The organism is Massilia sp. (genome assembly GCF_031995545.1).
In the GTDB taxonomy this organism is placed as follows: domain Bacteria; phylum Pseudomonadota; class Gammaproteobacteria; order Burkholderiales; family Burkholderiaceae_D; genus Telluria.
The window spans coordinates 42,799-68,125 of record NZ_DAMAGA010000003.1 but is presented as its reverse complement, the minus strand read 5'-3'; the positions used below and the strand labels follow the sequence as shown (position 1 = coordinate 68,125).

Here is a 25,327-nt window from a genome sequence, read left to right as displayed (position 1 = left end):
CTTATTAAAAGTATGTGCTGCAGCGCGCAGTGTAGCTGCTGGCAGCATCTTGAAAAAGCGAAGATAATCGAAAGATTCCTTCGTAAAAACAGAACTAATGAGCCATACACCCACCAATTTCCGTCACCTCTACTACTTCTGGGTCGTGGCCAAGGAAGGCAGCATCACGCGCGCCGCCGAGCGCCTTGGCCTGGCGATCCAGACAGTCAGTACACAGCTTACCTTGCTTGAACAATCTTTCGGTAAAGCATTGTTCACCCAACAAGGCCGGCGCCTGGCGTTGACCGAGGCCGGGCGCCTGGCCATGTCCTACGCCGACCAGATCTTTTTATTGGGCGAACAGATGCAGGAAGCGCTGGACGCCTCCGACAGCGCGCGCATCCGCCTGGCGGTCGGCATCTCGGATTCGCTGCCCAAGTTCGTCGCCTACCGCCTGCTGGAAGTGACCACCCAGCTCGACATCCCGGTGCGCCTGGTGTGCCATGAGGACCAGTACGAGTCGCTGCTGGGCGACCTGGCCCTGCACAAGCTGGACGTGGTGCTGACCGACCGCGCCGTGCCCACCGGCACCACGCTGCGCGTGTTCAGCCACCTGCTCAGTGAAAGCGAAATGTTCGTGGTCGGCGCCCCCAACCTGGCCAAGGCCTGGCGCAAGGATTTCCCGGCCGGCCTGAAAGGTGCGCCGTTCCTGCTCCCGACCCGCAACAATGCCCTGCGCGCCAAGATCGACGACTGGTTCGAGCGCCACGGCATCCGTCCCGACGTGGTGGGCGAATTCGAGGACAACGCGCTGCTGAACACCTTCGGCCGGCGCGGGCTGGGCCTGTTCTTCACCCCGGCGGCGCCGGCGGCCGACATCAAATACCAGCTCGGGGCCGAGCTGGTGGGACGGGTGCCGGAGGTGCGCGAGCACTTCTATGCGATCTCGAACGAACGCAAGATCAAGCATCCGGCGGTGGAAGCGATCCTGTCGGCGGTGCACGGCGGTGTGCTGGCGGACGGATGAGCACCCCAATGGGCGGTACAATGGCCGCTGGCTTTGCCTTTTGTTAATAATACCAACCATGCAAAACGTATTGTTCCTCGTTCTCGCCCTGTTCCTGGTGGCGCTGAACGGCTACTTCGTGGCGGCGGAATTCAGCATCGTCACGCTGCGCAAGACGCGCGTGCGCGCCATCGCCAAGACCACCGGCATGCGCGGGCGCATCCTGGAAAAAGTCCACGGCCAGCTCGACGCCTACCTGTCTGCCTGCCAGCTCGGCATCACCCTGGCCTCGCTCGGCCTGGGCTGGGTCGGCGAACCGGCCTTCGCCAGCCTGCTCGAACCGGTGTTCGCCTTCGCCGGCGTGACTTCCGAAGAACTGATCCACGGCGTCTCGTTCGTGGTGGCGTTCTCGGTGATCTCGTTCCTGCACATCGTGGTCGGCGAACTGGCGCCCAAGTCGCTGGCGATCCGGCTGCCGGAAACGGTGGCGCTGTGGTGCGCCCTGCCGCTCTACTGCTTCTACTGGGCCATGTACCCGGCGATCTGGCTGCTCAACGCCAGCGCCAACACCGTGCTGCGCATGGCCGGCCTGGCCGGCGCCGGCGGCCACGACACCCATTACTCGCTCGACGAACTGAAAATGATCCTGCGCACCGGCACTCCGGGCGAAAAGATCACCCACGACGAGCGCAACATCCTGGCCCAGTCGCTCGACTTCAGCCAGCTGGCCGTGTCCGACCTGATGCGTCCGATCAACGAGGTCAGCGCCCTGTACGCCAGCCGTTCGCTCGAGCAGAACCTGGAGACGGTGCGCCGCAACCGCTTCTCGCGCTATCCGTATTTCGACGAGGACGGCGAAGAGGTGCTGGGCGTGATCCACCTGAAGGACCTGTACTTCGCACTGCAGTCGGGACGCCAGATCGCCGACCTGACGCAGTTTTTGCGCCCGGTCGAGACGATCTCGGCGCGCACGCCGGCGCAGGACATCTTCCGGCGCTTCCGCGGCGGCGCGCCGCACTTCGCCCTGATCGGCGAAAAGGGCAAGCGTCCGGTCGGCTTCGTCACGCTGGACAATCTGCTGGGCGCGATGGTGGGCGAGATCCGCGACGAATTCCGCATGAACGAGAACGACTGGCTGAAGCAGACCGACGGCACCTACATCGGCAAGGCCAGCCTGCCGATCTTCTCGCTCGAGCGCCTGCTGGGGATCGACATCGACAACGAGCAGATGGGCCTGGACGACGTGGAATCGGTCGGCGGCCTGCTGATGGAAAAGCTGGGCGACATCCCCAAGCAGGGCCAGCGCATCGAGTTCCCGCAATTCGACGTGGTCGTGAAAAAGATGAACGGTCCGCGCATCCTGCTGGTCAAAGTGATTCCACAGCTGGAACGTGCCGCGGAGAACGACGACCGCGACTGAAGAGCCGGCCACTGGCAGGGCCGCACGCCGGCTGCATGCCATCCTTATCGGGTACACGTACTGCGCATCACACAAAGTCACACAAAGGCTGACTTCGCTGCGAAAAAGTGATATTTTGCACAACGTGTACTGAATCTCACCAGAAGGCAGCGAATGTCCGTTCAGATTCGAAACAACGTCCAGGTGACCGGCGCGGGAGCGGTCACGATGGTTTTCGTACATGGTTTCGGGTGCGACCAGACCATGTGGCGTTTCCTGGCAGCCGGTTTCCAGGACCGCTACCGCGTCGTTACCTATGACCTGACTGGCAGCGGCGGCTCCGACAAGGCCGCTTATGACCGTGACAAATACGCGTCGCTGCACGGCCACGCCGCCGACCTGCTGGAAATTATCGACGCCTTCGCCGAAGGCCCGACCGTGGTGATCGGCCATTCGGTCGGCGCCACGATCGGCATGCTGGCCACGGTCGCCGCCCCGCGCCGCTTCGTGGCCCAGGCCATGGTCGCGCCCTCGCCCTGCTACATCAACGACGGCGACTACGTCGGCGGCTTCAGCCGCGAAGACATTTATGAACTGCTCGACACCATGGACGCCAACTACCTGGGCTGGGCCCAGAACCTGGCGCCCGCGATCATGGGCGCGCCCAACCGGCCCGACCTGCGCGCCGAGCTGACCAACAGCTTCTGCAGCATCGACCCGGACATCGCGCGCCACTTCGGCCGCGTCACCTTTTTGTCCGACCACCGCGCCGACGTGCCCAAGTCGATCGTGCCGACCCTGATCCTGCAGTGCAGCGACGACCTGATCGCACCGCGCCAGGTGGGCGACTACCTGCACCGCCATATGCCGCGCAGCACGCTGGCGCTGATCGAAAACGTCGGGCACTGCCCGCACATGAGCGCACCGAGTGCCAGTTCGCGCGCGATCGATCTGTTCCTGTCGCAGACATTGTTGCAAACCTATCCGCAAACGCTGGCCCCCACACGCTGACCCGCCATGGATACCGTCCAGTCCGCCAGCGATCTCCTGTTCCAGCAGGCCGCTTGCGGGTTACTGGCGACTGATGCCAGCGGCATCATCCTGTGCATCAACGCCACCGCGCTGGCCTGGCTCGGCTACGCGGAGGACGAAGCCGATGCACTGGCCGGCAAGGTACGCATGTGCGACCTGCTGTCGGTGGGTGCGCGCCTGTTCCACCACACCCGCTGCCTGCCGCTGCTGGAAACCCAGGGCGCGGTGGCCGAGATCCAGGTCGACCTGGCCACGCGCGGCGGCGGGCGCATGCCGGTATTGATCAACATCGTGCGCCGGCGCGAACCGGGCGCCATGCAGGCGGTCGACCATTGGGCGCTGTTCAAGTCGGTCGACCGGCATGCCTACGAACATGCGCTGCTGGGCGCGCGCCGCACCGCCGAGGCGGCGCTGGAAGCGCGGCGCGAAGCCGAACTGCAATTGCAGGCGCTGAACGAACAACTGTCGAAGGCCGACCGGCGCAAGGACGAATTCCTGGCCACCCTGTCGCACGAGCTGCGCAACCCGCTGGCGCCGATGCGCAGCGCGCTGGACGTGTTCCGGCTGCGCCACGCCAAAGACGACGATAGCGCCGACACGCGCCTGATGCTGGCCTTCGACCGCCAGCTGCGCCACCTGACGCGGCTGGTGGACGACCTGATGGAAATCTCGCGCATCACCCAGAACCGCATGCAGCTGCGCCGCGCCCCGGTCGACCTGTGCGCGCTGGCGCGCGGCGCCGCCCACGACATGGCGCCGGCGGTGGCGGCCGCCCGCCACACGCTGCGCCTGGCGATTCCCGACACGCCGCTGGTGGTCGACGGCGACGCCACGCGCCTGGCCCAGGTGACCATCAACCTGCTGGCCAATGCCGCCAAGTACACGCCGGACGGCGGCCTGATCGACCTCGAGCTGGACTGCGCCGACGGCCATGCCGAGCTGCGCGTGCGCGACAACGGCATTGGCATTCCGCCCGAGGCGCTGGGCACCGTGTTCGAGATGTTCTCGCAACTGGAGCCGGCGCTGCAGCGCGCGCGCGGCGGCCTGGGCATCGGCCTGGCGCTGGCGCGCGGCATCGTCGACCTGCACGGGGGGTCGATCGGCGTGGCCAGCGACGGCCCCGGACGCGGCAGCGAATTCACGCTGCGCCTGCCGCTGGTGGCCGGCTGTGCCGAGGTGGTGCAGGAAGAGCCGCCGGCGCCGATACCGGCGGCGCTGCGGGTGCTGGTGGTGGACGACAATGTCGACGCCGCCGAAACAATGGCCATGGCGCTGGAACTGTTCGGCTGCGAAGCGCGCATGGCGCACACCGCCAGCGACGCGCTGGTGATGGCGCCGGCCTATGCGCCGGACGTCGCCCTGCTCGACATCGGCCTGCCCGACATCAACGGCTACGAACTGGCGCGGCGCCTGCGCGCCCAGGCCGACGGGCGCGCCCTGATCCTGATCGCGGCCACCGGCTGGGGCCAGGAAAAGGATCGTCAGCTGGCCTTCGACGCCGGCTTCGACCATCACCTGACCAAGCCGATCGATGTCGAACGGCTGCGCCTGCTGCTGGTGCGCTAGGCCGTCCCGGCCTGTTCAGCGCGGCGCCGGCGCATAGTCGGTATAGCCGCGTTCGCCTCCCTGGTAATACGTCTCCGGGTCGGCCACCGCCAGCGGCAGACCATGGCGGAAGCGTTCGACGAGATCGGGGTTGGCGATATACGGCGCACCGAACGACACCAGATCGGCGTGGGCCGCTTCAAGCATGGCGCGTGCGGACTCCTGTGTCAGCCCGCCATTGGCCATGATCGTACCGTCGTAGAACGGGCGGAAATACGCGGCCGTGCCGGCCGCCAGCGCCGCCACCGGCGTGCCGCCCAGGTCACCGGCCGGATGGTACAGCTGCAGATAAGCCAGCTTCAGTTTCGAGACTTCCGCTACCAGGTACTCATAGGTCGGCAGCGTCTGCGCCGTCGGCTGCAGCCTGCCGAGGCCGACGCCGGGACTGAGCTTGAGGCCGACGCGACCCGCGCTCCATTCTCCGATCATCGCTTCCAGTACCTCGAGCACGAAGCGGGCACGGTTCTCGATGCTGCCGCCGTAGTGGTCCCGGCGCAGGTTGAAGGTCTCGTTCAAAAATTCGGGAATCAGGTAGCCGACGATGCCGTGCAGTTCGACCCCATCGAACCCGGCCTGGCGCGCCAGGCGCGTGGCGTGCGCATAGTCGCCGATCGTGCGCTCGATATCCTCCAGCGTCATCGCCTGCGGCGTGGGCGAGGTCTTGAAGCCTCCGGGGGTGAACACCGGCTGCTCGAGGCCGACGGCGGACGGTGCCAGCGGCAGCCGGCCGCAATGCAGGTCGGGGTGCGAGGCCGCGCCGCAGTGGCCGAGCTGCACGAAGATGCGGCCCCCGTCGGCATGTACCGCATCGGTCACCCGCTTCCAGCCTTCGGCCTGGCGTTCGTTGAACAGGCCCGGCACCTGCAGCGCGCCGATCGCCTCCTCGCTCGGCCAGGTGCCCTCGCTCATGATCAGGCCGGCCGAGGCGCGCTGGCGGTAATACTCGGCCTGCAGCGCGACCGGGACCAGGTCCGGGTTGTCGGTGCGGGCGCGCGACATCGACGCCATGACGATGCGGTTGGGCAGCTCGACGTCGCCGATCTTGATGGGCTGGAACAGGATATCGTTGGACGGCATGGAGGACTCCGGTAAGTGTGGACGGGATGCTGTTCCAGATGGTAGCCGCTGTGATAGGATTTACACCAGTACGTACTTTTTTGTAAGTGTAAAAATTGGAGATGGCCGGATGAAAGAAGCTCCCTTCAACTGCGGCATGGAAGCCGTGCTGGACCTGGTCGGCGCCAAGTGGAAACTGCTGATCGTCTATCACCTGATCCATGGCGAGCAGCTGCGTTTCAGCGAGCTGAGAAGACTGGTCGGCAATGTCAGCGAAAAGATGCTGAGCCAGCAGCTCAAGGAGATGGTCGCTGACGGCCTGGTGCGGCGCATCGATTTTCGCACCGTGCCGCCGCATGTCGAGTATGCCCTGACAGCATTCGGCAAAGGCCTCGCCGGGACGCTGCAGCCGGTGTGTGCATGGGGTTCCGAGAACATGGCAGAGATCGGCGCGATCGCTTCCGCGCGTGCCATTCGGACCGCCTAGCCGCAGCACGCGACCGGGACAAGGGCCGCATCGGAGTCTATACTTACCAAAAGGTATGTATGATCCGAAATCTCCGCTGACGACTAAGCGTCGTCGTCGGACAGGATCACATCCAGCATGCGTTTGGGATTGACCACGAAGTCGCGCATCACCTGAAAGTGTTCGGTCTCTTGTGCCGTGCTCAATTGCACGCCGTGCGCGCTGCAGTTGTACAGCCAGGCATCCGGATACGCCATCAGGATCGGCGAATGGGTCGCGATCACGAATTGCGAGCCGGCCTGCGCCAGCTCATGGATGCGGCGCAGCGCCGCCAGCTGGCGTTGCGGCGACAGGGCCGCTTCCGGTTCGTCGAGAACATAAAAACCGTTGCCGCCGAAGCGCTCCATCAGCAGCGCCAGGAACGATTCGCCGTGCGACTGCTCGTGCAGCGAGCGGCCGCCGTAGGAAGCGATGATGCGTGGGCCGCCTAACGGCTCGCTGTCCAGCTGCTCGATCTCGGTGGCGAGGTTGAAAAAGCTTTCGGCGCGCAGGAAGAAACCGTCCTTCGGGCGGCGGTAGCTCTTGCCGAGCCGGATGTAGCGGTGCAGCTCCGAATGCGAGCGGCGCGTGGAAAAGCCGAAGTTCATGCTGCCGCCTTCGGGATTGAAGCCGAAGGCCACCGCGATCGCCTCCAGCAGCGTTGACTTGCCGGTGCCGTTCTCGCCCACCAGGAAGGTCACCTTCGGGTGCAGCTTGAGCGTGTCCAGGCCGCGGATCGCGGGCAGCGAAAAGGGATAGTCGTCGAACGACGGTACCTCGCTCACGCGCAGCTGCAGTTGCGAGACGAACTGGGTCGAGATCATGGACGCGTCCTTTTCCTGCGGATCACTACGGTGCGCGCCAGCTTGTCGTGCCAGCCCTGCTTGCGCGGATCGATGCCGACCCAGATCAGGCCCAGGCCGAGCGGGATGGTGGAGACGAAATAGCCGAGGTAGCGGATCACGAACTGCAAGGTGCTCGGCTTGCCGCCGGTACGGGCGTCGACAATGACGGCGTCGATGCCCATCTTGCCGGGCGTGCTGGCAAACAGCATCCACAGCGCCATGACCGCCACCACCGGCAGTACATAGCCGATGGCGAATTCGACCCAGTAGGCGGCATGGGCGCGCTGCTCCCAGTCGCTGAGCGCATAGATCACCCACAGCAGCAACGCGGAAACCACCAGCAGCAGGATGGTGTCGAGCAGTGCGGCGCTGACGCGTGCCCAGAAGCCCACGTATTCGGTGTCAGCATCCAGGCTCATGCACGTTCTCCTCGGGTTCAAATTGCGGGTCAGCAAAACACACGATAGCATGGCAGTCCGGATTCCAGATCATCGCACCATGAACAAAACACTCGCTCCCCTGCTGCTGTGCCTTGCCACACTGTGCTGCGCCACGCTCGCGCACGCCTGCGAGCGGCGCGATCCCGAAGCCAATGGCGACGACCGCACCCGCCACGTGCGCCTGTCGAGCGCGATGGACGACGCCGCGATCCTGCGCGCCCTGCGCCTGCAGCCCGATCGGGCCGAGGTCACGCGCAGCACGGGCAGCAGCAGCGCCGGCGCGAAGTACGTGTACTTCCATCGTACCGTCACGATCGTGCGCGCGGCCTCCGGCGCGGTGCAGGTGGAGATGCTGGAAAAGGAGCGCAAGCCGCTGGTGTGGAAGCTCGGCGCCTGCTGAGCTTGCGCCGCTAGCGCATGTTCGGCTAGGGCGTGCCCGGCTGGCTCCTGGCACGCGCCAGCTGGCGGTCGAGCGCGTTGGCGAAGTTCTGGCGGTCGGCCTGGCTGAAGGCGGGCGGGCCGCCGGTATCGACGCCGCTGCCGCGCAGTTCTTCCATGAAGGCGCGCATCGTCAACTGCTGGGCGATGGTGTCCTTGGTGTACCAGTCGCCGCGTGGATTGAGCGGCAGGCCGCCCTTCTCCAGCACCAGTGATGCCAGTGGAATGTCACCGGTGACGACGATGTCGCCCGGACTGACCCGTTCGACGATCTCGGCATCGGCCGCATCGGCCCCGGCCGGTACCTGCAGCGCGCGGATGAAGCGCGAGCCGGGCACGCGGATCAATTGATTGGCCACCAGCGTGACGTTCAGTTGCAGGCGATCGGCCACCCGGAACAGGATGTCCTTGATGACGGCGGGACAGGCGTCGGCGTCGACCCAGATGTGCATGGTTTAAGTTCGTTGAGTGGTGCAGGAACGGCAATTGTACGTGCAGCGGCACTTACCTGACGGCCTGTTCCGCCTCTTCGTCATGGCGCACGATCGGGTCGCGCGTGCCGGTCCATTCGCTCATCAGGGAATAGCCCACCGCCAGCAGCGTCGGCCCGATGAACATGCCGACAAAACCGAAGGCGATCACGCCGCCCAGCACACCGAGCAGCGTCAGTAAAAACGGCAGGCTGCTGCCGCGGCTGATCAGCATCGGGCGCACCACGTTGTCGACGCCACTGATCAATACCGTGCCCCAGATCACCATGAAGATCGACCAGCCGGTCTCGCCATGCGCGAACAGCCACAGCGCCGCGCCGCCCCACACCAGGGGCGGCCCGAGCGGGATCAGCGAAGTCAGGAACACCAGCACCGACAGCAGCGGCACCGCCGGCACGCCGGCAATGAAGAAGCCGATTGCCGCCACCAGCGCCTGCGCCAGCGCGGTGCCGAGCAGGCCGTACATCACGCCGCGCACGGTCTGGCTGACGGTCAATTGAATCGATTCGGCGCCCTCGCCCATCACCTTGCGCATGGTCACCGCGATCACCGCCAGCAGCGCATTGCCGTCGCGGTACAGGAAGAAACTGACGAAAGCGGCCAGGCTCATCTGGACGACGCCGGTGCCGAGCATGATGCCACCCGCCACCAGCCAGTGGCGCGCCGGTTCCAGCATGCGCTGGGCCAGGGCCAGCATCTGCTCGCGGCTGGCGATCAGGTCTTGCAGATAGGTTTCGATCGTGGGACCGACCAGCGGGATCTCGCGGATCCAGGTCGGGGTCGCCAGCTCGCGGTGCTCGATCATCACGCGCAGTTCGCTGAAACCGCGCGCGACGTCGTCGGCCAGGTTCCAGGCCACCATCGACAGCGGAATGATGAACAGCAGCGTCAGCGTGAGGGTCATGGTCAGCGCCGCGATCGTGCGCTGGCCGCGCATGCTGTTCAGCAGGCGCAGGTACAGCGGCCAGGTGGAGATCGCGACGGCGGCGGCGAACAGGATCGCCGGCAGGAAGGGACGCAGGACGTAGAGACAGCCCAGCGTGAGCAGGACGACAATGGCGATACGGGTGTAGTTCCTGCCGGGTCGTTGTTCCATGCCGTCCTGCAAAGATGATGTTTACAGCATCATCATAGCAGTTGGCGCAGGTCGTGGGCGATGATGGCCGGGCCCTGGTTATGGCGAATGAACAGGCGCAATTGGCCCTGGCGGTCGAACACGAAGCTGCCCGCGGTGTGGTCCACCGTGTAGCTGCCCGGGTCGGCGCCCGGCTGCTTGGCGTAGAACACCTTGAATTCCTTGGCCACCTTGGCGGTCTGCTCGGCATTGCCATACAGGCCGATAAAGCGCTTGTCGAAGGCCGGCACATAGTGCGACAGCAGTTCCTGGGTATCGCGCTCGGGGTCGACGGTGACGAACAGCACCTGCACGTCGTCGGCCGACGGGCCCAGTTCCTTCATCACGGCGGCCATTTCGGACATCGTGGTCGGGCACACGTCGGGGCATTGGGTATAGCCGAAGAACATCACCACCAGCTTGCCGCGGAAGTCCTGCAGCGTGCGCTGCTTGCCGGTGTGATCGGTCAGGGTAAAACCCTTGGCATAGTCGACGCCGGTGACGTCGGTGTTGTGGAAGGCAGGCGGCTTGTCCTTCAGCTTGTCGCAGCCGGCGCCGAATACGGCCAGTGCGGCGACCAGCGCCACGGTCATCAGTTTTTTCATGTCAGAACTTGAAGTAGTGGTCGACCAGCAGGGCCGCGAACAGCAGCGACAGGTACACGATCGACCAGGTGAAGGTCTTGCGCGCCGCCAGGTCGCTGTAGTTGCGGTGCACCCGCCACGAGTGGCGCAGGAAGATCGCGTTGAGCGGAATCGCCGCCGCCAGGTAGATCAGGCCGCTCATGCCGACCGCGAACGGCAGCAGCGTGGTGGCGGCCAGGCCGATGGTGTACAGCCAGACCTGCAGGCCGGTGTACTTCATGCCGTGCGTGATCGGCAGCATCGGCAGGCCCGATGCCGCGTAGTCTTCGCGGCGGTACATCGCCAGCACCCAGAAGTGCGGCGGGGTCCACATGAAAATGATCAGCACCAGCAGCCAGGCTTCCATCGGCACCTCGCCCGCCACCGCGGCCCAGCCCAGCGCCGGCGGCATCGCGCCCGACAGGCCGCCGATCACGATGTTCTGCGACGTGTTGGGCTTTAGCAACATCGTATAGATGAAGGCATAGCCGACGAAGGTGATGAAGGTCAGCCACATGGTGAGCGGATTGACCAACGTGTACAAGACGTACATGCCGAGGCCGCCGATCACGAGCGAGAACAGTGCCGTCTGCGTAAAGCTGAGTTCACCGGATGCGGTGGCGCGGCGGGCGGTACGCGCCATGCGCGCATCGACCTCCGCCTCGACCAGGCAATTGACCGCAAAGGCGGCGCCGGCGAGCAGCCAGATGCCGACCGTACCGGCGATCAGGGTCTGCCAGCCGGGGAAACCGTCGGTGGCGAGGAACATCCCGATCACGGCGCAGAACACCGCCAGCTGCGTCACGCGCGGCTTGGTCAGGGTCCAGTATTGCGAGAACCGGCTCGGAGGCTTGTGGATGGCTGTCTGGGTCGTCATTGGGTGCTTGCTGGCGTGGCGAATTGTTGCGCTGGGGCGGCGCCGGCCACGTCGAGTTGGAACTTCACCCGGTAGTTTAACATGGTCACCAACAGGACAAGCAGGGCAGCCCCGGCGTTATGCATCACGGCGATCGCCAGCGGGAAGTCGAAGTACACGGTGGCGATGCCGGTGAACAGCTGCACGCCCAGCACCAAGGCGAGCTTGCGTGCGGTCGGGCCCAGTCCCGGAATATTCCATGCGCGCCACACCGCCAGACCGAGCACGATCACCAGCACCAGGGCAAAGGCGCGGTGTACCCAGTGGATCGCCACCAGCGCCGAGAACGGCAGGTAGTGGCCGGCGGCGGTCTTGCCCAGTTCGCGCCACAGGTGGAAGCCGTGCTCGAAGTCGAGTTCCGGCACGATCTGGCCCTGGCACAGCGGGAAGGTGTCGCAGGCCATGGTCGCGTAGTTGGTGCTCACCCACCCGCCCAGTGCGATCTGGACGGTGAGCGCGACCGCGCCCAGCAATGCCAGCAGGCGCAGGCCGCGCAGGCGGCGCAGCAATGCTTCGCCGCGTGGCGGCGTCGGCGGATGCATCAGGAAGTCTTCGCGCCCGCCCATCCAGGCCAGCATCGCCAGCAGCGTCATGCCCAGCAGCAGGTGGCCGGTGACGATCGCCGGCTGCAGTTTGAGAGTGACGGTCCAGGCGCCGAACGCGCCCTGGATCAGCACGAACACGAACAGCGCCAGCGGCATCGCCGGTTTATAGGCGATGTTGCGGGTGCGGCGGTACTGGATGATCGAGGTGAACAGCAGCGCCATGATCAGGGCGCCGATGCCCATCGCCAGGTAGCGGTGGATCATCTCGATCCAGGCTTTTACGACGGTCACCGGGCCGGTCGGCATGGCGGCCTCGGCGGCGGCGATCTCGGTGTGCGCCAGGAACGGGTTGGCTTCGCCGTAGCAGCCCGGCCAGTCCGGGCAGCCCAGGCCGGAATCCGTCAGGCGCGTGAAGCCGCCGAACACGATCAGGTCGAAGGTCAGGAACACCATGATCCAGACCAGCTTGCGGTATTTGTTGACGCTGGTGGACATCCAGACCATGGCCAGCGGCAAGCTGGCCACCAGCAGGCCCATCAGGCCGAGGTGAAGCAGTGAAGACAGATCCATGCGGTTTGCGACTCAGGTTGACTGGTGCGCCGGTGGACGATTCCACCCGCGCGCCGATTGGAGGCGATGTGCGGCCGGCGCGGTAGTCGGCGCGGCTTAGCCGATCGACGACGCCTTGAGCAGTTTGACAATGTCCTTGTAGACCTTGCCAGGGAACGGCTGTTTCGGGAAGCGCATCATGAGGTTGCCAAGCGGGTCGATCATGTAGACATGGTCGCCCGGCTTGGTGTCGGGCTCTGCCGGCAGCCATTTTGCCACCGTTGCAGCCGGCGCGCGCAGCATCTCGGTGCCGTCGTATTCGCGCATGACGACGGTGTCGATCGGCTTGTCGTCGGTGATCAGCCAGACGCGCTCCATGCGCTCCATGTTCTTGCCCTGCATGGTGCGCCACTGGCGCATCGCGTACAGCTGGCGCTGGCACTCCTCGTCGCACTGGCCGCTGCCGGTGCGCAGCATGATCCACTTGCCTTTCAGGTCGTGCAGCGTGCGCGGCTTGCCGTCGAGGGTGGTGGTGGCCATCTCGGGGATCGGATACTGGCGCGGATCGAGGATGGTGCCGTAGTTGTTGCGCTCGACCGGCTTGGCGACGTAGTAGGTGAAATAGGAAGCAAGCAATGGCGTGGCGCACACGGCCAGTATCAGCAGCAGCTTGCGGCGGCCGCGGCGTTGCGCGGTCTTGGGGTCAATCTGTTTTTCCTGATCCACGTCGAAATCCCGTTATCACATAAAAGAGGACGGCCAGCGCCGCCAGCGCATACCACTGGAAGGCGTAGCCGCGATGCTTGTCGATGCCGGCGTCAGGCGCCGGCCAGTCGCGCGCCAGGCGGTCGTCCTGCGTCGCCGGCGCCGTCTGCTGCACCAGGAACGGCTGCAGCCGTAATCCGCTGGCGCGTGCCAGGTCCTGCGGCGTCAGGTTCTGGACCTGGGCGCCGGGCGCCAGCGGCGGGCCCTCGCCCAGCTCCATTACGCGTCCGCTCGAGGCCACCACCTGGCCTTCGACCAGGAGCTCGCCGGCGGGCGTGGCGAACGGCGGCAGCTTGCCGAATTCGGCCTGGCGCGGCAACCAGCCGCGCAGCACCAGCACATGCATGTCCGAACCCGCTATTTTAAACGGCATTGCGAGATAAAACCCGGACTGGGTACCCATCGGGCGGTTGGCCAGGAAGATCGGCCACTCACTGACGAATCGGCCACGCAGGCGTACGCGGCGAAACGCCAGTTCGTCGGCCGAGGCGATGGCCGGGCCGAGATCGAGCGGCGGCTCGGCGCCGCGCTGCAATTGCTGCGCCTGCAGTTCGGTCTTGTAGGCGGCCCGGTCCTGCTGCCAGTTGCCGAGCAGGATGCCGATGATGGCGACGATCAGCGCCGCGATGAAGGGAATGGGGCGAAAACGGGGGGCGAACCGCATTACAATGAAGCCTCAACCTTTCGCGGGCCGTCCATGAAAATCTTCGTTGCCATTGCGTTCATTCTGATCCTGGCCAGCCTGGGTTCGGCGTTGTTTTTCCTGATGCGTGACAAGGGGCGAACCAATCGCACCGTGCATGCGCTGGCGATGCGGGTCGGGTTGTCGATCGCGTTGTTTTTGTGTTTGCTGGCGGCGTATCAGATGGGGTGGATTGCGCCGACCGGGTTGCGTTGAAGGTCGGGGTTCATTCATCCGGTGGTTGAACGCGTCGGCGGCGGAGCGCGGGGCCGCCTAGGCCAACCCTACACATTCACAACCAGTACACCACCACGTACAAGCCCAGCCACACCACGTCCACGAAGTGCCAATACCACGCCGCCCCTTCGAAACCGAAGTGATTATCCGGCGTAAAGTGCCCCTTCATCACGCGATACAGGATCACGGCCAGCATGATCGCGCCCATGGTCACGTGGAAGCCGTGGAACCCGGTCAGCATGAAGAACGTCGAACCGTAGATGCCCGAAGTCAGCTTCAGGTTCAGGTCCTGGTAGGCGTGCATGTACTCATAGACCTGGAAGCCCATGAACACCGCGCCGAGCAGGATGGTCGCAGCCAGCCACACCGCGGTCTTGTGGCGGTGCCCGGCGCGCAGCGCGTGGTGGGCGATGGTCAGCGTCACGCCCGAGGTCAGCAGCAGGGCGGTGTTGATGGTCGGGATCGGGAACGGCCCCATGATGTTGAAGTGATCGACCACGCCCGCCGGGCCGGTATTACCCCAGTGCGCGGCGAAGTCGGGCCACAGGATCTTGTGATCGAGATCGGCCAGCCACGGCATCGACACCGCGCGCGCATAGAACAGCGCGCCGAAGAAGGCGCCGAAGAACATCACTTCGGAGAAGATGAACCAGCTCATCGACCAGCGGTAGGCGACGTCGATGCGCTTGCTGTACAGGCCCGATTCGGATTCACGGATCGCCTCGCCGAACCAGAAGTACAGCACGATCAGCATGGCGGCGATGCCGGCCAGGCAGACGGCGGGCGCCCACGACATGCCGTTGACCCAGCCGGAGGCGCCGGTCATGGTGACCAGCATCGAGATGCCGGCGCACAGCGGCCAGCGCGACGGGCCGGGCACGAAGTAGTACGGGGCGGCGGTTTGTGGCGAACTCATCCTTGTCTCCTTGCTGGGTTCTTAGGCATGCTGCTGTCGAAGAAAAATCCTGCTCGATTACGACGTTCTGATGAAACTATGAAACCGCGAATCGCACTGCCACCATCAGCAGTCCGATGAAGATCACTACCCCGATCAGCGCCGCGACGATCACGTGCACCGGATTCAGATTGGCCGCATCGCTCTCGTAATCCTTGCGCTTGCGCACCCCGAAGAACGACCACAACACCGCCTTCATCGTGGCCAGGAAACTGCCCTTGCGCTGATGCGGCTTGTCGATCATCCGTTCTTGCCATCCGCCGGCGTCGCCGACGCCTTGAACGCCCCGCCGATCTCGAAGAAGGTGTACGACAAGGTGATGTTCTTCACCTCGCGCGGCAGCTTCGGATCGATGAAGAACACCACCGGCATCTGGCGCGCTTCATTGGCCTGCAGCGTTTGCTCGCGGAAGCAGAAGCACTCCACCTTCATGAAATGCGGCGTGGCCGACTGCGGCGCATAACTCGGAATCGCCTGCGCCTTGACCGCCCTGCCCTGCGTATTGACCACCTCATACATCACGGTCGCCAGCTCGCCCGGATGCACGTCGATGCTGCGCGTGGTCGGGCGGAAGCGCCACGGGCCCTGCGCATTGCCGTCCAGCTCGACCGTGATGGTGCGCGAGGTATCCACCTGCGAATTGACCGGCGCCGCCACGAATTCGCCCTTCTGGGTCAGCACATTGATGCCCAGCACCTCGCAGATCTGGCGGTACACCGGCACCAGCGCGTAACCGAAGCCGAACATGGCCACCGCTACCACCACCAGCTTGCCGAGGGTGCGGCGGTTCAGGCGCAGCAGCTTGCCGTTGGGCGCGTTGGTGGTCATCGTGGATCAGCTAAGCCAGAGGAACTTGACGAACACGCTGATGAAAAAGAACAGCGCCAGCCCGCCCAGCAGCAGCGCGGTCTTCAGGTTGTTCGGTTTGCGCGACGAATTCATCATACCCCCGTCATTTCACCAGCGGCGGATGCTCGAAGGTGTGGAACGGCGCCGGGCTCGGCACGGTCCACTCCAGGCCTTCCGCGCCCTCCCACGGCTTCGGCAGCGCCGGCGCGCCGCCGCGGATGGTCGGCAGCACCACCGCGAACAGGAAGTACACCTGCGACAGACCGAAACCGAAGGCACCGATCGACACGATCATGTTGAAGTCGGTGAACTGGGTGGCGTAGTCGGCATAGCGGCGCGGCATGCCGGCCAGGCCCAGGAAGTGCATCGGGAAGAAAGTGATGTTGAAGGAAATCAGCGACAGCCAGAAGTGCATCTTGCCGCGCCCTTCGGGATACATGTGCCCGGTCCACTTCGGCGCCCAGTAATAGAAGCCCGCGAACAGCGCGAACAGCGAACCGGCCACCAGCACGTAGTGGAAGTGCGCCACCACGTAATAGGTGTCGTGCACCTGGATGTCGATCGGCGTCACCGCCAGGATCAGGCCGGTGAAGCCGCCCATGGTGAACACGAAGATGAAGCCGACCGCGAACAGCATCGGCGTCTCGAAGGTCATCGAACCCTTCCACATGGTGGCGACCCAGTTGAACACCTTCACGCCGGTCGGCACCGCGATCAGCATGGTGGCGTACATGAAGAACAGTTGTGACGTCACCGGCATGCCGGTGGTGAACATGTGGTGGGCCCAGACGATGAACGACAGGATCGCGATCGAGGCGGTGGCATACACCATCGAGGCATAGCCGAACAGTGGTTTGCGCGCAAAGGCCGGAATGATCTGCGAGACGATGCCGAACGCCGGCAGGATCATGATGTAGACCTCGGGGTGCCCGAAGAACCAGAAGATGTGCTGGTACATGACCGGATCGCCGCCGCCGGCAGCGTTGAAGAACGAGGTGCCGAAGTGGCGGTCGGTCAGGGTCATGGTGATGGCCCCGGCCAGCACCGGCATCACCGCGATCAGGAGGTAGGCCGTGATCAGCCAGGTCCAGCAGAACATCGGCATCTTCATCAGCGTCATACCGGGCGCGCGCATATTGAGGATGGTGACGATGATGTTGATCGAGCCCATGATCGACGAGGCGCCCATGATGTGCATTGCGAAGATCGCCATGTCCATGCCGATGCCCATCTGCGTCGACAGCGGCGCGTACAGCGTCCAGCCAGCGGCGGTGGCGCCGCCCGGCACCAGGAACGAGCCGGCCAGCAGGATCGCGGCCGGTGGCAGCAGCCAGAACGAGAAGTTGTTCATGCGCGCGAACGCCATGTCGGAGGCGCCCACCTGCAGCGGCAGCATCCAGTTGGCGAAACCGACGAAGGCCGGCATGATCGCGCCGAACACCATCACCAGGCCATGCATGGTGGTGAGCTGGTTGAAAAATTCGGGACGGAAGAACTGCAGGCCGGGCTGGAACAGCTCGGTGCGGATCATCAGCGCCAGCACCCCGCCCGAGAGCAGCATGATGAACGAGAACCACAGGTACAGCGTGCCGATGTCCTTGTGGTTGGTGGCGAACAACCAGCGCCGCCAGCCGTGCGGGTGGTCGTGCGCGTGGTCATGCGCGTGGTCGTGTTCGTGAGCGTGGTCGAGCGTGCTGGTAGTCATGTCAGTATCCCCGGTGCGAACCTACAGCTTCGTTACAGCGTTATTGTTTGCGTGCAGCCAGAACCTCGGCCGGTTGGACGATATTTTCCGCAGCCTTGTTCGACCAGGTGTTGCGGGTGTACGTGATCACGGCGGCGATCTCGGTATCCGACAACTGCTTCCAGGCCGGCATTTCGGTCGGGAACTTGCCGGTTTTCTGGCCATTCAGCAGCACCTCGATCTGGTGTCCCTTTTCGCCATTGACCACCTGCGAGCCGTCCAGTGCCGCGAACGCGGCCGGCACGCCCTTGCCGTTGGCCTGGTGGCAGGCCACGCAGTTGGCGGCATACACCGCTTCGCCACGGGTCTTGAGCTCGTCGATGGTCCAGGTCTTGGTCGGATCGTCGGCCAGCGCCGCCATCTCCTTCTTCTTGCCCTCGACCCAGGCGGTATAGTCTTCGGCAGAGAGCACGCGCACCACGATCGGCATGAAGGCGTGGTCCTTGCCGCACAGCTCGACACAGTTGCCGCGGTACACGCCGACCTTCTCGGCCTTGAACCAGCCGTCGCGCACGAAACCCGGAATCGCATCCTGCTTGATGGCGAAGGCGGGGATGGTCCAGGCGTGGATCACGTCATTGGCAGTGAACACCATGCGGATCTTCTTGCCGACCGGGACCACCATCTCGTTGTCCACTTCCAGCAGGTAGTTTTCACCGCGCGCTTCGGTCGGCGCCACGCCCGGCTCGCCGATCTGGCTGCGCGGGGTCGACAGGTTGGACAGGAAGGAGATGCCTTCGCCCTCGCCTTTCAGGTAATCGTAGCCCCACTTCCACTGCATGCCGGTGGCCTTGATGGTGAGGTCGGCGTTGGAAGTGTCCTTCAGCGCCACCACGGTCTTGGTGGCCGGCAGCGCCATGCCGATCACGATCAGGAACGGGACGATGGTCCAGGCGATCTCGACGGCGGTGGATTCGTGGAAGGTGGCGGGCTTGTGCCCGAGCGACTTGCGGTGCTTGAAGACCGAGTAGAACATCACGCCGAACACGCCGACGAAGATCACCAGGCACACGATCATCATCCAGTTATGCAGCGAATAGATGTCGGCGCCGACGGCGGTCACCGGGGTCTGCATATTGAGCTGGTGCTGCACCGGGCGGCCCGTGATTTGCGGGTCGGCCCAGGCGGCCGTGGAGGCGAAGATGGCGCAGCCGGACAGCACGGCCTGAAGTCGCGTTGCATATGTCATGTATGTCCCCAACCACCCTAAAAATAGAACTATTTTTAAACGGCCAGAAATTCCAAGAACGCACAGTGGCCGCTCCGAAACCTGTCGCAGGGGGATTGCCAGGTCAGCGACTGCATGGCGGACATGGCAAAAACCATCTCGCCCCACCCGGCAATACGATGCTGCCGGATTCAGGCGACTCTGCGGATGCTGCACTTCATGACACTGCCTCGTGCCGGCCTGCCGCTTTTTTCAGCGTTGTTTTGAGCCGGACGATAAAAATGGCAATTGATTATATCTAAAGCACTAATTTTTATTCAAGGAAAATCGGGCGTGCCGACACATGGGTCATGCACGCTGGGTGTTCACGGCTTGCGCGGCTGGAAACGCACGATCGATTCGCCCGCCGCCGTGGTGCGCGGCGCCGGCAGGAAGGCATGGCCGTAAATGACTTCGAACGTCAAACCCAGCTTGCCGTCGGGACGGCGCTTGGCTTCCAGCGCATCGAGCATGCGCTGCCACGCGGCGCGTCCGATCAGCCCGCGGCGGCGGGTGTCGAGCGGATCGCCGCCGAGCGCGCGCACGTCTGCCAGCAGTGCCGCTACGGTATCGTAGGTGACGGTGATGCGCTCCATGTCCATTACCGGCGTCGAGAAGCCCGCCTCCACCAGCTGGTCGCCGAAGTCGTGCATGTCGACGAAGGGCAGCGTGTGCGTGTGCAGGTCGAGTTCGGCGAAGGCGGCGCGCACCTCGGTGAAGGTGTCCGGCCCGAAGCTGGAAAACATCAGCAGGCCATCGGTGCGCAGCACGCGGCGCCACTCGGCGAACACGCGGTCCGGCTGCGGGTGCCAGTGCAGCGCCAGGTTCGACCACAGCAGGTCGAGCGAGTTCGCCTTGAACGGCAGGTTGCCAAAGTCGCCGCAGGCGATGTCGACGCCGGCCTTGGCCGGCAGGAAGCGGCTCAGCATCTGGTTCAGCGACCGGGTCGACGGCGCCGGCGCTTTAGCCGCACGCGTCATCGCCTCGGCGCCGTCCAGGCCCACGATCTGGGCCGCCGGATAGGTCTTCTGCAGCAGCGCCAGGTCGGCGCCGGTACCGCAGCCGGCATCGAGCACCTGCTTGGGCACGATCTTCACCAGGCTCAATCGCTCGTGCATGCGTTCGGCGATTTCGCGGCGCAGGAAGTCGGACGGCGCGATGCGCTCGGGACGCGCGAACAGCTCGCGCACGCGCGCCAGGTCGATCGGCGCGCTCAGCTTGGACGAGGATTGAGGAGAAGCCATGAAATCTTCAGCGGTCAAATGAGATAATGCCGGCAAGTGTACTCGTTTGTGGGAAACCCAGCCGATGCAGCCCCCTCGACCGTCCTGGCAGCGCTGGCCGCACCTGCAGCTGGCCAGGCTGCTGAACGCCCTGCTGCCGTCGACCTGCGCGCTGTGCGGAGGCTGCGGCGGCACGAGCATCGAGGCCGTGTGCCCCGCCTGCGAAGCGGCCTATGTGCAGGCGCGCACGCGCTGCCCGTGCTGCGCCAATCCGCTCGGAATCATGGATGCCGGGCGGCGCTGCGGCGGCTGCCTGGCGCAGGCGCCAGCGTTCGACGCCACCGTCGCCGGCTGCGACTATGCGGCGCCGCTCGACGGCCTGGTGCTGCAGCTGAAATTCGGTGCCGGGCTGGCGCTGGCGCCGTGGATGGGGCGCGTGCTGCGCGATGCCATCCTCGCGGCGGCCATGCCGGCCCTGCCCGACGTCCTGTGCCCGGTGCCGCTGGGGCCGCGCCGCCTGGTCGAACGCGGCTACAATCAGGCACTCGAGGTGGCGCGCCCGCTGGCCGCCGCGATGGGCGTGGCGCTGGCGCCGCGGCTGCTGCTGCGCACGCGCGAGACGGCGGCCCAGTCCGGCGCGGCGCCGGGCGAGCGGCGCAACAATATCCGCGGCGCGTTCGGCGTCGGCAATGACGACGCGGTGCGCGGACGCCATGTGGGCGTGGTCGATGACGTCATGTCGAGCGGTCACACGCTCGACGAAATCGCCACCGTATTGAAAGACGCCGGCGCCGTGCGCGTGACGAATATCGTGTTCGCGCGCACCCCGCCGCATGCAGCATGAAACATCAAGCAAGGAGAAGCATTTGTTCCACGTCGTCCTGGTCGAACCAGAAATCCCGCCGAACACCGGCAACGTGATCCGCCTGTGCGCCAACACCGGCGTCCAGCTGCACCTGATCGAGCCGCTCGGCTTTCCGCTGGACGACGCCAAGATGCGGCGCGCCGGCCTGGACTATCACGACTACGCCACCATGAAGGTGCACAAGGACTGGGACGCCTTCCTGGCCGACACCCAGCCCGATCCAACGCGCATGTTCGCCATGACCACCCACGGCTCGTCGCCGTTCGCCGACTGCAGCTTCAAGCCGGGCGACGTGTTCGTGTTCGGCCCCGAGTCGCGCGGCCTGGCGCCGGCTTTCCGCGAAACCTTCCCCGCCGCCCAGCGCATCCGCCTGCCGATGCGACCCGACAACCGCAGCCTGAACCTGTCGAACACGGTGGCGGTCGTCGTCTACGAAGCCTGGCGCCAGAACGGCTACGCCGGCGGTGCCTGACGCCCTCTGGCGGCTTCGCGCGCCAGCACGGTCAGGCCTTCGACCAGCCGGTCGAGTTCACTCGTCTCGGTGGTGATCGCCACCGTGGCGCGCACCACGCTCGCGCTCACCACCGAGCGCTCCACCGTGAACACGCCGAAGCGCTGCAGCAACGCCGCCTGCAGCTCACGCGCGCTCATGCCGTCGATGGTGAAGGCGGCCAGCGCGCCCGCGTCAATCTGCGGCGTCAGCAGCCGTAAGCCAGGCAACCCTGCCACCCGCTCGGTCCAGTAGCGCCGCAGCCAGGCCAGGCGCGCGCCTTTCACCGCCGCCCCGCCCAGGCGCTCATGAAAATCGAGCGCTGTTGGCGTGGCCATGATCGCGGAAATCGGCGGCATGCCCGCATGCAGGCGGCTGCGGATATCGTGCTCCGGATAATCGCGGTCGCCGAAATGCGGCTCGATGCGCTCCAGCTTCGACGCGCGGATATAGGCAAAGCCCAGTCCCGGCGGCGCGCCGATCCACTTGTGCAGGTTGAAGCCGGCGAAATCGACGCCCAGCGCCTGCACGTCCACCTCGATCTGCCCGAGCGCATGCGCGCTGTCGACCAGCACGTCGACGCCATGCTCGCGCGCCATCGCCACGATCTCGCGCACCGGCACGATCTGGCCATTGGCCGGATAGACCTGCGACAGCAGCATCAGCTTCAGTCCCGGCGTGTCGCGCAGCGCCGCCGCATAGCGCGCCAGGAGTTCGTCGCGCCCGAGCGGCAAGCTCAAGTCCAGCTCCACCGGCCGCACGCCGCGCCGCCCTTCGAGCCAGGCCATCGCGTAGCGCATCGCCGGATAGTCCAGGTTGCTCCACAACACCGCATCGCCCGGCTGCAGGGCGCGGTACTGGCCGATCAGCACCTGCATCGATTCGCTGGCGCTGCGCGTGAGCAGGATTTCGTGCGGTTCGGCATTGATCAGCGCTGCCAGGCGCGTGACCAGCGTCGCGGCCGCGCGGTAGGCGCGCTCGCCGCGCAGGAACGGACTCAGGTGGGCATTGGTGTAGCGGACCGCGTCTTCGTACGCCGCCTGTACCGGCAATGCCATCGGGCTGAAGTAGCCGTGTTCGAGATTGACCACCTCGTCCGGCGAACGCGGATACAGGGTGGCGATCTCGCGCCAGCGTTCGGACTCGGGAGTGAGGTCGGCCGCAGCGGGCGTCGCGTCGAAAGGTTCTGGAAGTGAGGACATGAGCTCTCCGGAAGGAAACCGATTCTAGCATCGGCGAATGTAACTACCGGATAACCATCGCCGGCGAACGCTGCCTTTACTCATCGGAACCATGCGGTCTTGCTGAAGTCGGCCCGTCATAGCGCCGCATGGATCGTGGCCGCTGCGTTCACAACGGAGGCAGAGATGAAAAAGGGGTATATCGTTCTGAGGGGCACAGCAGCAACCGGCAGCGACCGGGATGCCTGGAACCCGCTGAAAACCCATGGCCGCGGCCCAGATATCCGCAGCGTGCCGGCAGGTGACGTTGCCGATTTACGAGCCAATATCGAAGACCTCGACCAGGACGAACTGCAGGATGCCTACGATGACCCCAGGTGATCAACGTGGCGCCGGGCGACGGGCCACTCAGGCTGATCGAGCCCTTGTCCAACGCCGAGCCGGCCGACATCGCCGGCAACATCGGTGCGCCGCCCTGGGGTTTGCAGGCTGCCGGAGCGCTGAACTCACTGGCGACAGGCCGCGGCATCCGCGTCGCTGTCCTCGACACCGGTATCGACCTGCGCCATGAGGCGTTCATGCATTTGCTGATGCGGGGCGAATCGTGGTTCGCAACTTCACGTCGGGCGCGCCGGACGACGTCAATGATTCGCATGGACACGGCACTCACTGCGCCGCCATCATCGCCGGCGGCGCTGCCGGCGGGCTGGAGCGCGTCGGTGTTGCACCCGATATCGAGCGTCTGATCATCGGCAAGGTCATGGGTGCCGGAGGCAATACCAATCAGACGCTGGCTGAAGCAATCGACTGGGCCGTGTTCGAAGGCGCCCACATCATCTCGATGTCGCTCGGGATCGATTTTCCGGGAATGGTAGCCAGGCTACATCAGGAGCAGCACATGCCCTTGGTGGCCGGGACCTCGCAAGCCCTCAAGCAACATCAGGAAACAGTCGGCTTGTTCGACACCCTGGCCAGGTCCATGAATATGCGTAATGTGCTGCTGATTGCCGCCACCGGCAATGAATCGGCGCGTCCTGCTTACACGATCGATGTGACGCCGCCGGCTGCCTCGGAACATATCCTGAAAGTCGGTGCCGTGGCGCAAGGCGGCAGCGGCTACCGGATCGCCCGGTTTTCGAACACCGGCCCGGACCTGGTGGCTCCCGGCGTTGACATCGTTTCGGCCCGACGCGGTGCAGGATTGACGACTATGAGCGGCACCAGCATGGCAGTACCGCACGTCGCGGGCGTGGCGGCGCTGTGGGCGAAGCATCTCAAGGAAACTGAAAGCGAGTTGCACTTCCGCGATCTGTTGTTCAAATTGGTGAACTCGGCGCTGCCGCTCGAAGACGGACGCATCCATGTCGGCTATGGGCAGGTCAGAGCGCCGTGACGGGAGCGCGGCGCGATATCCCCCTTAACGTGCGCCGAATACGCCTTTGGCAAACACCAGCTCGCCGAAACGCTCGCCGATCAGGCGGTGCGCTTCGGCGTCAGGATGCAATTCATCCGGCAGCGGCAGGCGCGCATTGTCTTCGGCGCCGTACAGTTCAGTGCCGTCGAGATGGTGGATGTTGCCATCGCTGTGCGCCCGTTCCTGCACGATTGCCTTCAACTGCTCCCGGATGACCGTCAGCGTCAACTTGCCCTGCCGTACTTCGGCTTCGGTGCCGGTGGTCCGGAAGCGCACCAGCCCACGGGCCAACGCCTTGCCGTCGAACATGGTCGGCCCCGGCGCGGTTTCGTGGATCGAGCAATAAATCGGCGAGACCACCAGCAGCGGCGTGTCCGGATGCCCTTCCCGAACCGTGTCGAGAAAGCCATGCACCGCCGGACCGAACGCACGCAGGCGCATCAGGTCCAGATTGACCAGGTTGATGCCGATCTTGAGACTGATCAGGTCGGCCGGCAGGTCGCGGATCGTGCGCGCCGTGAACGGGTCCAACAGGGCATTGCCGCCGAAGCCCAGATTGAGCAGATCGACGTTCGCGCGGCCTGCCGCCACCGCCGGCCAGATCCCGGTCGGATGGATCGCATTCGAACCCTGGCTGATCGAACTGCCGTGATGCAGCCAGCGGCGCTTGCCCGAAGCCGGCAAGGCAGCCAGTGGAGCATCGGCATGCAGCGCCACCAGCTCGGTGGTCTCGTCGTGCGGCAGCCAGATCTCGACCGTCTTCTCGCCCGGCGGCAGGTCGGCAAAGCGCAGCGTCTGCGCCACGCCGGCCTGCATGCTGGCGGCGCCGCTGACCATGTCGATGTCCAGCACCTTGCCGCCGGGCGCACTGGCCTGCTGCAGCAGGCGGCCATCGACCAGCAGGTCATACACGCCATCCGGCCGCGGCGGCATGTCGCGGTAGATGCGCTTGGTCGGCATGGTCACCAGCTCGACCACGCTGGCGGCGGTGGTGAATACTACCCGCACGCCGGATGGCTGCGACTGCGCCATCGCCAGCTGGGCGTCGCGGCACTGCGTGCGGGCCCAGGCCGGCAAGCGATGCGGCAGGATGCCAGTCTCGAGCTGCTCGAGTTCGACGGCGCCGTGGATCAGGTCCGGCGTGATGGGTGACACGGAATAAGTAAGCACGG

General features: G+C 65.1%; 30 protein-coding genes. 12 read left to right on the top strand and 18 right to left on the bottom strand.

Features of this window, described 5'->3' with window-relative positions:
* The first annotated feature begins 97 nt into the window (after positions 1–97).
* From nhaR to RTQ83_RS03785, 4 genes are all read left to right on the top strand, one after another.
* The gene (gene nhaR, locus RTQ83_RS03800) at positions 98–1,006 is read left to right on the top strand and encodes a transcriptional activator NhaR (RefSeq protein WP_312511341.1); all 909 of its coding nucleotides are present in this window, start codon (positions 98–100) and stop codon (positions 1,004–1,006) included.
* 58 nt (positions 1,007–1,064) lie between these two features.
* Positions 1,065–2,405, top strand: coding sequence for a hemolysin family protein (locus tag RTQ83_RS03795; protein ID WP_312511340.1), 1,341 nt, complete (start codon positions 1,065–1,067; stop codon positions 2,403–2,405).
* A gap of 153 nt (positions 2,406–2,558) precedes the next feature.
* Entirely contained in the window at positions 2,559–3,395 is an 837-nt protein-coding gene (locus RTQ83_RS03790) for an alpha/beta hydrolase (RefSeq protein WP_312511338.1), read from the top strand.
* A 6-nt stretch (positions 3,396–3,401) separates the two neighbouring features.
* Positions 3,402–4,982 carry an ATP-binding protein gene (locus tag RTQ83_RS03785; protein WP_312511337.1) on the top strand — a complete coding sequence of 527 codons (1,581 nt, stop codon included), beginning with the start codon at positions 3,402–3,404 and terminating at the stop codon, positions 4,980–4,982.
* Between the two features lie 15 nt (positions 4,983–4,997).
* Here the strand turns inward: RTQ83_RS03785 and RTQ83_RS03780 are convergent, their stop codons facing one another.
* Entirely contained in the window at positions 4,998–6,098 is a 1,101-nt protein-coding gene (locus RTQ83_RS03780) for an alkene reductase (RefSeq protein WP_312511335.1), read from the bottom strand.
* Between the two features lie 109 nt (positions 6,099–6,207).
* Between RTQ83_RS03780 and RTQ83_RS03775 the strand changes: the two genes are divergently transcribed.
* Positions 6,208–6,564 (top strand): helix-turn-helix domain-containing protein, encoded by a 357-nt coding sequence (locus RTQ83_RS03775; protein WP_312511333.1) that lies wholly within the window; start codon positions 6,208–6,210, stop codon positions 6,562–6,564.
* Positions 6,565–6,647: 83 nt separating this feature from the next.
* Here the strand turns inward: RTQ83_RS03775 and RTQ83_RS03770 are convergent, their stop codons facing one another.
* Together RTQ83_RS03770 and RTQ83_RS03765 are read right to left on the bottom strand one after the other, a co-directional pair.
* A complete protein-coding gene (locus RTQ83_RS03770) occupies positions 6,648–7,406 on the bottom strand; it encodes an AAA family ATPase (RefSeq protein WP_312511331.1) in 759 nt (252 codons plus the stop codon).
* Complete coding sequence (locus RTQ83_RS03765) at positions 7,403–7,846, bottom strand: RDD family protein (protein ID WP_312511329.1); 444 nt, start codon at positions 7,844–7,846, stop codon at positions 7,403–7,405. The genes RTQ83_RS03770 and RTQ83_RS03765 overlap by 4 nt, the downstream gene beginning before the upstream one ends.
* A gap of 79 nt (positions 7,847–7,925) precedes the next feature.
* Here RTQ83_RS03765 and RTQ83_RS03760 point away from each other — a divergent pair, with 79 nt between their 5' ends.
* Positions 7,926–8,267 (top strand): hypothetical protein, encoded by a 342-nt coding sequence (locus RTQ83_RS03760; RefSeq protein WP_312511327.1) that lies wholly within the window; start codon positions 7,926–7,928, stop codon positions 8,265–8,267.
* A 25-nt stretch (positions 8,268–8,292) separates the two neighbouring features.
* On the opposite strand, the gene RTQ83_RS03755 is transcribed toward RTQ83_RS03760, so the two are convergent.
* From RTQ83_RS03755 to RTQ83_RS03725, 7 genes are all read right to left on the bottom strand, one after another.
* Positions 8,293–8,757, bottom strand: a complete 465-nt coding sequence (locus tag RTQ83_RS03755) for a YaiI/YqxD family protein (protein ID WP_312511325.1) — start codon at positions 8,755–8,757, stop codon at positions 8,293–8,295.
* Positions 8,758–8,809: 52 nt separating this feature from the next.
* Positions 8,810–9,892, bottom strand: a complete 1,083-nt coding sequence (locus RTQ83_RS03750; RefSeq protein WP_312511324.1) for an AI-2E family transporter — start codon at positions 9,890–9,892, stop codon at positions 8,810–8,812.
* Between the two features lie 32 nt (positions 9,893–9,924).
* Positions 9,925–10,515 (bottom strand): SCO family protein, encoded by a 591-nt coding sequence (locus RTQ83_RS03745; protein ID WP_312511323.1) that lies wholly within the window; start codon positions 10,513–10,515, stop codon positions 9,925–9,927.
* Between the two features lies 1 nt (position 10,516).
* Entirely contained in the window at positions 10,517–11,410 is an 894-nt protein-coding gene (cyoE, locus tag RTQ83_RS03740; protein WP_312511322.1) for a heme o synthase, read from the bottom strand.
* Positions 11,407–12,564 carry a COX15/CtaA family protein gene (locus RTQ83_RS03735; protein ID WP_312511321.1) on the bottom strand — a complete coding sequence of 386 codons (1,158 nt, stop codon included), beginning with the start codon at positions 12,562–12,564 and terminating at the stop codon, positions 11,407–11,409. The genes cyoE and RTQ83_RS03735 overlap by 4 nt, the downstream gene beginning before the upstream one ends.
* 96 nt (positions 12,565–12,660) lie before the next feature.
* Positions 12,661–13,269: an SCO family protein gene (locus tag RTQ83_RS03730; RefSeq protein WP_312511320.1), complete on the bottom strand. Its 609-nt coding sequence runs from the start codon at positions 13,267–13,269 to the stop codon at positions 12,661–12,663.
* Positions 13,247–13,972: an SURF1 family protein gene (locus RTQ83_RS03725; RefSeq protein ID WP_312511318.1), complete on the bottom strand. Its 726-nt coding sequence runs from the start codon at positions 13,970–13,972 to the stop codon at positions 13,247–13,249. Before RTQ83_RS03725 ends, RTQ83_RS03730 begins: the two co-directional genes overlap by 23 nt.
* 33 nt (positions 13,973–14,005) lie before the next feature.
* On the opposite strand from RTQ83_RS03725, the gene RTQ83_RS03720 reads away from it, so the two are divergent.
* Entirely contained in the window at positions 14,006–14,206 is a 201-nt protein-coding gene (locus RTQ83_RS03720) for a twin transmembrane helix small protein (protein WP_290420349.1), read from the top strand.
* A 76-nt stretch (positions 14,207–14,282) separates the two neighbouring features.
* Here RTQ83_RS03720 and RTQ83_RS03715 read toward each other — a convergent pair whose 3' ends face one another.
* The 5 genes from RTQ83_RS03715 to coxB form a co-directional block, all read right to left on the bottom strand.
* A complete protein-coding gene (locus RTQ83_RS03715) occupies positions 14,283–15,143 on the bottom strand; it encodes a cytochrome c oxidase subunit 3 (protein ID WP_312511316.1) in 861 nt (286 codons plus the stop codon).
* A gap of 76 nt (positions 15,144–15,219) precedes the next feature.
* Positions 15,220–15,426 (bottom strand): DUF2970 domain-containing protein, encoded by a 207-nt coding sequence (locus RTQ83_RS03710; protein ID WP_312511314.1) that lies wholly within the window; start codon positions 15,424–15,426, stop codon positions 15,220–15,222.
* Complete coding sequence (locus RTQ83_RS03705; RefSeq protein ID WP_312511312.1) at positions 15,423–16,010, bottom strand: cytochrome c oxidase assembly protein; 588 nt, start codon at positions 16,008–16,010, stop codon at positions 15,423–15,425. The genes RTQ83_RS03710 and RTQ83_RS03705 overlap by 4 nt, the downstream gene beginning before the upstream one ends.
* Before the next feature lie 124 nt (positions 16,011–16,134).
* Entirely contained in the window at positions 16,135–17,736 is a 1,602-nt protein-coding gene (ctaD, locus tag RTQ83_RS03700) for a cytochrome c oxidase subunit I (protein ID WP_312511310.1), read from the bottom strand.
* 40 nt (positions 17,737–17,776) lie between these two features.
* The gene (gene coxB / locus RTQ83_RS03695) at positions 17,777–18,964 is read right to left on the bottom strand and encodes a cytochrome c oxidase subunit II (protein WP_312511309.1); all 1,188 of its coding nucleotides are present in this window, start codon (positions 18,962–18,964) and stop codon (positions 17,777–17,779) included.
* 2 nt (positions 18,965–18,966) lie between these two features.
* Between coxB and RTQ83_RS03690 the strand changes: the two genes are divergently transcribed.
* On the top strand, positions 18,967–19,245 hold the full coding sequence (locus RTQ83_RS03690; RefSeq protein ID WP_312511308.1) for a hypothetical protein: 279 nt from the start codon (positions 18,967–18,969) through the stop codon (positions 19,243–19,245).
* A 63-nt stretch (positions 19,246–19,308) separates the two neighbouring features.
* Here RTQ83_RS03690 and RTQ83_RS03685 read toward each other — a convergent pair whose 3' ends face one another.
* Entirely contained in the window at positions 19,309–20,226 is a 918-nt protein-coding gene (locus tag RTQ83_RS03685; RefSeq protein ID WP_312511307.1) for a methyltransferase domain-containing protein, read from the bottom strand.
* 64 nt (positions 20,227–20,290) lie between these two features.
* Between RTQ83_RS03685 and RTQ83_RS03680 the strand changes: the two genes are divergently transcribed.
* Both RTQ83_RS03680 and trmL read left to right on the top strand, forming a co-directional pair.
* On the top strand, positions 20,291–21,049 hold the full coding sequence (locus RTQ83_RS03680) for a ComF family protein (RefSeq protein WP_312511306.1): 759 nt from the start codon (positions 20,291–20,293) through the stop codon (positions 21,047–21,049).
* A gap of 22 nt (positions 21,050–21,071) precedes the next feature.
* Positions 21,072–21,542, top strand: a complete 471-nt coding sequence (trmL, locus tag RTQ83_RS03675) for a tRNA (uridine(34)/cytosine(34)/5-carboxymethylaminomethyluridine(34)-2'-O)-methyltransferase TrmL (protein WP_312511305.1) — start codon at positions 21,072–21,074, stop codon at positions 21,540–21,542.
* On the opposite strand, the gene RTQ83_RS03670 is transcribed toward trmL, so the two are convergent.
* Positions 21,524–22,762 carry an aminotransferase class V-fold PLP-dependent enzyme gene (locus RTQ83_RS03670; protein WP_312511304.1) on the bottom strand — a complete coding sequence of 413 codons (1,239 nt, stop codon included), beginning with the start codon at positions 22,760–22,762 and terminating at the stop codon, positions 21,524–21,526. The genes trmL and RTQ83_RS03670 overlap by 19 nt on opposite strands.
* A 99-nt stretch (positions 22,763–22,861) precedes the next feature.
* Here RTQ83_RS03670 and RTQ83_RS03665 point away from each other — a divergent pair, with 99 nt between their 5' ends.
* Positions 22,862–23,122, top strand: a complete 261-nt coding sequence (locus tag RTQ83_RS03665; RefSeq protein WP_312511303.1) for a hypothetical protein — start codon at positions 22,862–22,864, stop codon at positions 23,120–23,122.
* A gap of 223 nt (positions 23,123–23,345) precedes the next feature.
* Positions 23,346–24,134 (top strand): S8 family serine peptidase, encoded by a 789-nt coding sequence (locus tag RTQ83_RS03660; RefSeq protein WP_312511302.1) that lies wholly within the window; start codon positions 23,346–23,348, stop codon positions 24,132–24,134.
* A 24-nt stretch (positions 24,135–24,158) separates the two neighbouring features.
* Here the strand turns inward: RTQ83_RS03660 and RTQ83_RS03655 are convergent, their stop codons facing one another.
* Positions 24,159–25,325, bottom strand: a complete 1,167-nt coding sequence (locus RTQ83_RS03655) for an SGNH/GDSL hydrolase family protein (RefSeq protein WP_312511301.1) — start codon at positions 25,323–25,325, stop codon at positions 24,159–24,161.
* Positions 25,326–25,327 lie beyond the last annotated feature (2 nt).